This window comes from Pseudomonas sp. NPDC047961, assembly GCF_050272435.1.
Lineage (GTDB): Bacteria > Pseudomonadota > Gammaproteobacteria > Pseudomonadales > Pseudomonadaceae > Stutzerimonas.
Map to the genome: position 1 here is coordinate 297,215 of NZ_JBNNMD010000007.1, position 8,702 is coordinate 305,916.

An 8,702-nucleotide genomic window follows, 5' to 3' on the forward strand; every position below is an offset into this window, starting at 1 on the left:
ATGGCTGATGCAAAGCCTTGTTCGTCTTTTCCACTATCAGGACTACCACCATGATCAAGTTCAATACTCGCCTCGTGTCCACCAGCCTGTTTGCCCTGTTCATGGCAGCCGGTGCCTCCCAGGCTTCCGCTCAAGAGGCGAGCCAGCCACAAGCCCCTCAAGCAGCGCCGGCGATGCAAGCGTCGGACATCAGCGACAAGAAGCTGGAAAAGTTTGCCGACTCGCTGAGTGAAATCATGGAGATTCGCCAGGACTTTACCGCCAAGCTGGAGAAGACCGGAGACCCGGCCGAAGCCCAACAGCTGCAGCAGCAGGCCAACGAGAAAATGATGGAAACAGTTGAAAACAACAACCTGAGCATCGAGGAATACAACGCCATCAACCAGGCGGTGCAGAACAATCCTCAGCTGCGTGACAAGGTCATCTCGATGATCCAGAGCTAACGCTCGGTGATATTAAAAAGCCCCGTCGATAACGGGGCTTTTTCATGCCTGACGGCTCTACAGGCAAGCTTGCTCAGTTGCTGCGCTGCGCCAGCCCCTTGAGAAAGTTACGCAGCAGCTGGTCGCCGCACGCCCGGTAGTTGCTGTGTCCAGCCTTGCGGAACAATGCGTTGAGTTCGGGCTTGGATACGGGGAAGTCGACCGATTTAAGAATCGCGTGCATGTCGTCTTCCTTCAATTCGAAGGCCACACGCAGTTTTTTCAGCACCGTGTTGTTGGTTACCGGCAATTCGATGGGTGGAATCGGCCGGCTCTCGTCCTTGCCGCGCTTGTAGATCACGAGGCCATCGAGAAAGTGCGCCATGATCCGATCTGGACAAGGTTTGAAGCCTTCCTCTTCTTCCTTCGCCAGGTAAGACACCGCCTCGCTATCGGGAATTTCGCAACCCGTCAGCCGAGTGATCTCGGCGATCTTGGCGTCATTGACGTTGAGGATGTAGCGCAGGCTGCGCATTACATCGTTATTGATCATGGGGTCGCTCCGGCTTCAATACATATACAAGGCGCGCATGGTGAAGTTCGCCAACCGGAAAGGGAAGCGAAAAGCGCATCGCCCAGCCGGCGCCCAACCGCACCCCGTCGGATGAAAAGAACGCCACCTGGATTGCGACGACAAAAAAAGAATGACGCCCGGGTCGCTGGGCCAGCATTCGGAGCGCTTGCTCAGCAAGCTTCTTTTTTCAGCGTGTAACCACACGCCAGGCAGGAGCCGCATAACCAGACGGCAGACATCGCCGTCGCCCTTTGAAGTCGAGGAACTTGTCATGAAATCTGCCCCTTCTCTTGCCTCTCTGTTCTTCTGCAGCCATGCGCTGGCAGTCACGCCGGGTACGAATTGGGAATACTCGGGTGAAACAGGCCCGGAGAACTGGGCGAAGCTCACGCCTGAGTTCAATGCCTGCAGCGGCAAGAACCAGTCCCCCGTCAACCTGGACGGTTTCGTCGAAGCCGAACTGGAGCCGTTGATGGTCAGTTATGCCGCCGGCGCGAGCGAAGTCGCCAACAGCGGTCATACCGTCCAGGTCGCCTACAAACCCGGAAGCACCCTTACATTGGATGGAAAGACCTTTCAGCTGATCCAGTTTCACTTCCACATGCCCAGTGAAAACCAGATAAAGGGGCAGTCTTACCCGCTGGAAGGCCATCTGGTACATGCCGACGAAGCAGGCAACCTGGCGGTGGTGGCGCTGATGTTCAAGGAGGGCGAGCAGAATCCGGTACTGGCGAAACTCTGGGACAGCTTGCCCGCAGAGGGCGACACGCAACCGATCCCCACTGCGGTGAATATCCGAGACATGTTGCCGGCGGATCTGGATTACTACCGCTTCAGCGGCTCGCTCACCACGCCGCCCTGCTCCGAAGGGGTTCGCTGGCTGGTGCTCAAGCAACCGGTCGTGGCCTCGAGCGCACAGATTCAGGCCCTGACCGATGCTGTAGGCGAGGCCAACAACCGTCCGCTGCAGCCCGTCAATGCGCGGGTAATCCTGCAGTAAACCAACCGAGCCGACCGGCTGTCGCCCCGCGATGGCCGGCTCGCTCCCGTCGTTCCAGGCTCATGACAGCCTGCCCCGCCGCGGCTACACTGCGCGCCGCGCGAACCGCCCAGGTTCGCCGCGCCGCCACCTTACCTCTGCCGGGGCTACCGGCCAGGACCTGTCATGATTCGCATCAACGAATTGCAACTGCCGCTCGATCACCCCGCTGAGGCCTTGCGCCAAGCCATCGTCACGCGCCTGAAAATCAGCGACACCGAACTGCTCGACTTCACCGTCTTCAAGCGCAGCTATGACGCGCGCAAGAAGAACAGCGAGATCACCTTCGTTCACATCATCGATGCCAGCGTGGCGGACGAAACTCAGGTGCTCGAAAGTCTGGCGGACGACCGCAACATCCGCGTCTCGCCGGACACCGGCTACTACCCGGTCGGCCAGGCGCCCGAGGGGCTGAACGAGCGCCCGCTGGTAATCGGCTTCGGCCCCTGCGGCCTGTTCGCCGCGCTGACCCTGGCGCAGATGGGCTTCAAGCCGATCGTACTGGAGCGCGGCCGTGACGTGCGCAGCCGCACCAAGGACACCTGGGCGCTGTGGCGCAAGAAGGTGTTGAGCCCGGAATCCAACGTGCAGTTCGGCGAAGGCGGTGCCGGGCTGTTCTCCGATGGCAAGCTCTACAGTCAGATCAAGGACCCGAAGTTCTACGGCCGCAAGGTGATGCACGAGTTCGTCCGCGCGGGCGCGCCGGAAGAGATCATGTTCGTCAGCAAGCCGCACATCGGTACCTTCCGCCTGACCGGCGTGGTCTCGACCATGCGCGAGGAAATCAAGGCGCTGGGCGGCGAAGTGCGCTTCGACAGCCGCGTGGTCGATTTCATCATCGAAGACGGGCGGATCCAGGGTGTACGCCTGGCCGACGGCGAAGAAATCCGCAGCCGCTATGTGGTGCTCGCCCTCGGTCACAGCTCGCGCGACACCTTCCGCATCTTGCATGAGCGCGGCGTCTATATCGAAGCCAAGCCCTTTGCCGTGGGCTTTCGCATCGAGCACCCGCAATCGCTCATCGACAATGCCCGCCTGGGCAAGTACGCCGGGCATCCAGAACTGGGCGCCGCTGACTACAAACTGGTTTACCACGCCAAGAACGGCCGGGCGGTCTACAGCTTCTGCATGTGCCCGGGCGGCACCGTGGTGGCGGCCACCTCCGAGCCCAACCGGGTGGTCACCAATGGCATGAGCCAGTATTCGCGCAACGAGCGCAACGCCAATGCCGGCATCGTCGTCGGTATCAACCCGGAAGAGGACTTCCCCGGTGGCCCGCTGGCGGGCGTCGAGTTGCAGGAAAGGCTGGAGTCGCATGCCTTCGAACTGGGCGGCAGCGACTATTGCGCACCCGGCCAACTGGTCGGCGATTTCATCCGCGGTCGTGCGTCCAGCGAATTCGGCGAAGTCGAACCCTCCTACAAGCCGGGCGTGCGGCTGGGCGATCTGGCGCCATCGCTGCCCGGCTACGTGATCGAGGCCATTCGCGAAGCCTTGCCAGCATTCGGCAAGCAGATTCGCGGCTTCGACCGCCCCGACGCGATTCTCACCGGCATCGAAACGCGCACCTCCTCACCCGTGCGGATCAAGCGCGACAACGAGAACCTGCAAAGCATCAACACCCGCGGCCTGTATCCCGCTGGCGAGGGCGCCGGGTACGCCGGTGGCATCCTCTCGGCCGGTGTCGACGGCATCAAGGTGGCCGAAGCGGTGGCCACGGCAATGCTGGCCGATCTGCAGGGTTAACCTCCTTTCAAGCACGGACGACGGCGATGCCGTTCGTCCGTCTCCACGGCTTGCCCTCGCGCCTATCTAACCTGTCTTTCGTCGCTTCTGCGGGACTCGCAGCCGTTGCCTGTGGCCGTGCCTGGGAAATTTGCAGTGACCTTTTCCGCCCGGTAAGGGGTCGACACTTTCACAGGGCTGCATCCGACTGCAGCTGACCCTCACGTATCGCGCACGAGCGAAACCGGATCAGGAGGCAACGTGGCGAAGGCAGCGAAAATCTTTGGAATCGTGCTGGCGGGCCTGGTGCTGCTCGTGGTGATTGCGGCAGTGCTGGTGCAAACGCAGTGGGCACGGGAAAAGATCGAAGCCCAACTGAGCCAGCGTCTGGATGGTCGTGCGGTCGAGATCGGCAACCTCGACATCGATTGGGGGTTTCCGCTGGGGATCAGCGTAAGCAATGTTGAAATCGCCAACCCCGAGTGGGCCAAACACCCCTATATGCTCAAGCTTGACGCGATGCAGGCAGAGATCGATGTCGGTGCCCTCCTGACTGGGAACCTCAGCCTGCAATTGCTCGAGCTCGAACAGCCTGAGGTTCATATGGCCCGGCAGGCGGATGGCCGCTCCAACTGGGCCGCGTTGACAAACGAAGACAGCTCCAGCTTCAGCAGCTCGCCTATCCAGCCCGATACCATCCGCATCCAGAACGGGCGACTCACCTATCGCGACGCAGCGCTGGACGCCGAGGTCACCCTTGATATCGCCACCACCGATAACGGCCCGGACCATCGACAGCTCTCCATCGAAGGCCAGGGCAGCGTGCAGGGCAAACCACTGCAACTGAGCCTGACTGGCGGGCCACCTTCCCAGGCGTTAGCCAGCGGCTCGCCCTATGCGGTTGAGCTCGACGCCCAACTTGGCGAGATACAGGCGCACTTCAGCGGTGAAGCCAAGCAACTGCCGCAGCTCGATACCCTGCAAGGAAAGCTGACGGTGAGCGCGCCGGACTCGGCCGAACTGATGGCGTTCGATACTCCGGCTATCGACGTTCCTGCATTCGATTTCAACACTCAGCTCAAGCGCGATGGGCAGCGCTGGGCGTTGCAGGGCATGGATCTGAAGACAGGCGAAAGCCACCTCACCGGCTCGCTGGTCTTGGAGCGCGGTGAGAAGCCCGAGCTGAGCGTGAACATGCAAGGCAACAGGCTTGACCTCAATCGCTGGGGCGTGATGCGCTTGCTTAACGCCGAGCAGAACAGCACTCAATCGCAAGCGAAGAGTGATAAGCAATCGCTGCAACAGCGCGCTCAGAATCTGCTGCAACCTTTGCGCCACTATCGCGGCGAAGTGGACCTCAGCTTGGGTCAGCTCCTGTATGGCGATGCAGCGCTGAGCGACATCGTGCTCAAGGGCAGCTTGGCCGAGCAGCGTTTGCAGATCCAGCAGTTACACGCCGAGCAAGGCGACGGGGCGATCAGCGCTAACGGCGCCCTTGACCTGACGAAGGATTCGCTGAGCGGAACGGTCGACCTGACTGTCGAGGAATTGGACCTGGGCCGTGCGCTTGAGCCTCTAGGCTATCCGAAGCTAGGCACGTTGGATGGTGAGTTGCATGCGCAGCTGGGGCAGAACTCCGCTAGCCTGAGCGACACGCACCTGCGCTACGAAAACCCGACACGCGACCTGCGAATCGAAGTTGACGCCACCTCCACCGACTCCGGTCTGCAAGTGACGGGCAACGCCTGGCGCAACGAGGTGCCGCTGCAGTTCGAACTTGATGTCGGTGCGCTGGAAGCCTTATTCGACGATCAACCCTATCCCGTCGAAGGCACGGTAACGTCGCGCGAAAGCAGCCTGAGCGTGAATGGCACCATCACCGATCCGTTGCAGCTGGAGGCGGCGGATCTTGCGATTTCGCTCGAGGGTCCGAACCCGGCGAACCTCAACCCGCTGACCGGATTGAGTCTACCTTCGATGGCGGGCTATCAGCTGCGCGGCCAGCTCCTTTGGGAGAATCAGCAGTTGCGGCTGCAGGATCTGCGTGCGCAGTGGGGCCAAAGCGATCTGAGCGGCGACATTCGACTCGACCTCAGCGGTCGCCCCATGCTATGGGCCAATCTGCATTCGGACACCCTCTATACCTCTGACCTTAAAGCGCCCGGCACGCCGACCGACCCCACTGACGGGCAAATGTTTTCCGATGAACCGCTTGGACTCGATTCGTTACGCGACCGCGACGCCATCGTCCGCTACGAGGCGGACAAGGTGATCGCTAAAGACATTCCCTTGAACGCTGTCGACTTCAAAGTCGAGCTGGACGAAGGCGTATTGGTGGCCGAACCCTTGAAGCTCGCCATTGGTAAAGGCAAGGCCAATGGCCGCCTGCGTCTGGACGTACGTCCACCACAACCGACGGGCGAACTTCACTTGGATATCACCAGCGTCAATCTCTCACCTATCTTGCGCGAAGTTGACCTACCGAAGGTAGCGCAGGACTCGGCCGGGACCATTGGCGGCCAGCTAGACCTGAACTTCAAAGGTCACTCCCTAGGCGAGATGGCGGCTGCACTTGATGGCAAGCTGGAACTTGCGATGTCTGGCGGGAAGCTGGATATGCTCGCCATGGAATTGCTCGGCCTGGATGCAGGGGAAGCTGCGCTGGCCGCGCTCGCTGACGACGATCAGGTGCCAATGAATTGCACCTACCTGCGTTTCGACTCGACAGATGGCATAGCGAAGCTGGAGCAGTTCTTCATCAGCACCACCGACAGCAACATCACTGGCGGGGGCACCATCAAGCTCGACAGCGAACGCCTGAATCTGGCATTCGAGGCTCACGCCAAGGACATCAGCCTGTTTTCTGGCAACTCACCGGTCGAACTGCAGGGCACTCTGAGCAACCCGCAGGCGAGCGTCGTGACCGGCGAATTGGCAGCCCGTGCGGTCGCCAGTGTCGTCGGTGCCTTGGTAGCGCCGCCGTTGGCCATCCTGCCTTGGCTGGAGGCTGGACTCGGAGAAGGCTCTGGGGTCGGCTGCCGTAAGGCGCTCAATGAATTCGAACAGGACCGAAGGGACTGAGGCAGCCAGTCGGATGCTGGTTTACCCCGGTCGGCAATGTTGCGCGTTGCTTCTACGTCTGTCTGTAACGCTGTTGCGTCTTAGCAGATGAATCGTAAAGGATGCAGACGGTAATGTTCGGCACAGCGCGCCGACTCGATGGGCTTTTGTTGCGCCCGAGCGAGCCTGCACCGGGTCGCATGCATCTACCCCTCGCCCCGCGGCATCCTGCTGTGCGGTCTAATCAGCGTTTGCGCGAAGCAGGGCCGGCAGGCGACTTGAGCGGCGCTGTACATCTCGCGTGACGGCCTGGCGCCGAACGCGCCATTTTTAAGAAGCCGCGCCGCCTCATGTACAACCGAAACAGGTGATGTAGTCAATTACCCGAGAGCCCGCGATCTGGTTGTATCAGCGCGCCGTGGTATGCGACCTCGCGGTTTAGCATCGATGCTCATCTACCCGGTCACTGCTTGCGGCGAAGAACTTCGCGTACCTGCAGCCCGCTGACCGATACGACAAAGCACCACTTGGCGGAGCGATGCATGGCTAACAACGCCAAGAAGCGGGTCAGCTATTTGCTCACCATGATGATCGAGCGGGCTGCACAGCGAATCCGACCTGTTGGGGGGCGAATATGACAGCAATTCAACCTTCAGCGCCGTAGCTGCACCGAGCTATGGCAGTCATCTGGGCCTTCGAGTTTGGCCCCTTAGCAAGTGAAGCTTCCGGCTTAGATGAGAACTGGCCAGTCAGGCGCTCAGGGCAGCGCAACGAAATCACCGATGGTAGAGTCGGTGCTTCACCTTGTTGATTGGAGAAACCATGCGTCCAATGTTGCACGCCCTACTGCTTGCTCTGCCGCTCGCTTTCACTTCAGTTGCCTTCGCCACCGACTCGCCTGCTGGGCATTGGCAGACCATCGATGATGAAACTGGCAAGCCCAAGTCCATCGTCGAAATCGTGCAAGCCCTTGACGGCACCCTCACGGGAAAAGTCGCGGAGATTCTCCAGTCCGATCATGGCATCAATCCGATTTGCACCGCCTGCGATGGCGAGCTTAAAGACAAGCCGATCCAAGGAATGACCATCCTTTGGGACCTCAAGCCCGAGGGCGAACTCGTCTGGAGCGGTGGCTCCATACTCGACCCCGCCAAAGGCAAAACCTACCGCTCTAAGGTGACATTGCTTAAAGGCGGTGACGAACTGGAAGTCCGCGGTTATATCGGAATCGAAGCGCTGGGCCGCAGCCAGACCTGGATTCGCCGATAAAGCTTGGAATCTCTGATCGGTACACCGGAAGCAAGGCGAATGGCTTTGCAAGCGGGCTACGCTAGAAACTCGGAGCTCGCTGCCCCGGCGCGCCCAGTGACCGAACCTACAGCTCTCAGCGAGCGCCTGTAGAAGCCCGCTACCCCGCTAGGCGCGTCAAAAACATCTATTTCGCCGCGTAGGCTCGTGGTTCTGACTGCTTGTTCGCCATCTGCAATACCGAGTGAATCGCGCATAACTGAACAAGAGTAGGGCGGCCGAAGAATCCTCAAAAACCAAGCGCGGCGAAATGCCCCTCGCATAGCCGGTCGCCGAATCAAGCCATGGCCTCACAAGAACTACGCTGCAGCTTGCTCGCGCGCTAGACAGCGGTTGGTGCCGTTTCACCAGATGGCTGGCCTAGACTGCCTCACTATTCGATGGACGCACGATGGCTCGCCAGTTCTGAACGCAGTTCCAACGGACTACAGGACTATGTGGAATAAAAGGTGGGTGCGAGGGTTCAGTCTTTTCTGGCCCCAAAGACAAACCCCCGATCCTCTTACGAAGATCGGGGGTTTGGTGTAGAAGCTTGACGATGACCTACTCTCACATGGGGAAACCCCACACTACC

At 60.3% G+C, this 8,702-nt stretch carries 6 protein-coding genes; 5 read left to right on the forward strand and 1 reads right to left on the reverse strand.

The window, feature by feature from the left end; translation table 11 throughout:
* The first annotated feature begins 50 nt into the window (after nucleotides 1-50).
* Nucleotides 51-443 (forward strand): DUF4168 domain-containing protein, encoded by a 393-nt coding sequence (locus ACQKIK_RS21470; RefSeq protein ID WP_499137391.1) that lies wholly within the window; start codon nucleotides 51-53, stop codon nucleotides 441-443.
* Between the two features lie 73 nt (nucleotides 444-516).
* Here ACQKIK_RS21470 and ACQKIK_RS21475 read toward each other — a convergent pair whose 3' ends face one another.
* Nucleotides 517-975, reverse strand: a complete 459-nt coding sequence (locus tag ACQKIK_RS21475) for a YehS family protein (protein ID WP_499137392.1) — start codon at nucleotides 973-975, stop codon at nucleotides 517-519.
* Between the two features lie 292 nt (nucleotides 976-1,267).
* Between ACQKIK_RS21475 and ACQKIK_RS21480 the strand changes: the two genes are divergently transcribed.
* The 4 genes from ACQKIK_RS21480 to ACQKIK_RS21495 all read left to right on the forward strand — a co-directional run bounded on the left by ACQKIK_RS21480 (nucleotide 1,268) and on the right by ACQKIK_RS21495 (nucleotide 8,089).
* Nucleotides 1,268-1,996 carry a carbonic anhydrase gene (locus ACQKIK_RS21480; RefSeq protein ID WP_499137393.1) on the forward strand — a complete coding sequence of 243 codons (729 nt, stop codon included), beginning with the start codon at nucleotides 1,268-1,270 and terminating at the stop codon, nucleotides 1,994-1,996.
* 165 nt (nucleotides 1,997-2,161) lie between these two features.
* Entirely contained in the window at nucleotides 2,162-3,781 is a 1,620-nt protein-coding gene (locus tag ACQKIK_RS21485; RefSeq protein WP_499137394.1) for an NAD(P)/FAD-dependent oxidoreductase, read from the forward strand.
* Between the two features lie 240 nt (nucleotides 3,782-4,021).
* Nucleotides 4,022-6,841 carry an AsmA family protein gene (locus ACQKIK_RS21490; RefSeq protein ID WP_499137395.1) on the forward strand — a complete coding sequence of 940 codons (2,820 nt, stop codon included), beginning with the start codon at nucleotides 4,022-4,024 and terminating at the stop codon, nucleotides 6,839-6,841.
* A gap of 801 nt (nucleotides 6,842-7,642) precedes the next feature.
* Nucleotides 7,643-8,089 carry a DUF2147 domain-containing protein gene (locus tag ACQKIK_RS21495; protein ID WP_499137396.1) on the forward strand — a complete coding sequence of 149 codons (447 nt, stop codon included), beginning with the start codon at nucleotides 7,643-7,645 and terminating at the stop codon, nucleotides 8,087-8,089.
* Nucleotides 8,090-8,702 lie beyond the last annotated feature (613 nt).

Excerpts from the sequence above, each read along its gene's own strand:
- ACQKIK_RS21475 (WP_499137392.1), bottom strand. The coding sequence starts at position 975 with ATGATCAATAACGATGTAATGCGCAGCCTGCGCTACATCCTCAACGTC.
- ACQKIK_RS21495 (WP_499137396.1), top strand. The coding sequence starts at position 7,643 with ATGCGTCCAATGTTGCACGCCCTACTGCTTGCTCTGCCGCTCGCTTTC.
- ACQKIK_RS21485 (WP_499137394.1), top strand. The coding sequence starts at position 2,162 with ATGATTCGCATCAACGAATTGCAACTGCCGCTCGATCACCCCGCTGAG.
- ACQKIK_RS21480 (WP_499137393.1), top strand. The coding sequence starts at position 1,268 with ATGAAATCTGCCCCTTCTCTTGCCTCTCTGTTCTTCTGCAGCCATGCG.
- ACQKIK_RS21470 (WP_499137391.1), top strand. The coding sequence starts at position 51 with ATGATCAAGTTCAATACTCGCCTCGTGTCCACCAGCCTGTTTGCCCTG.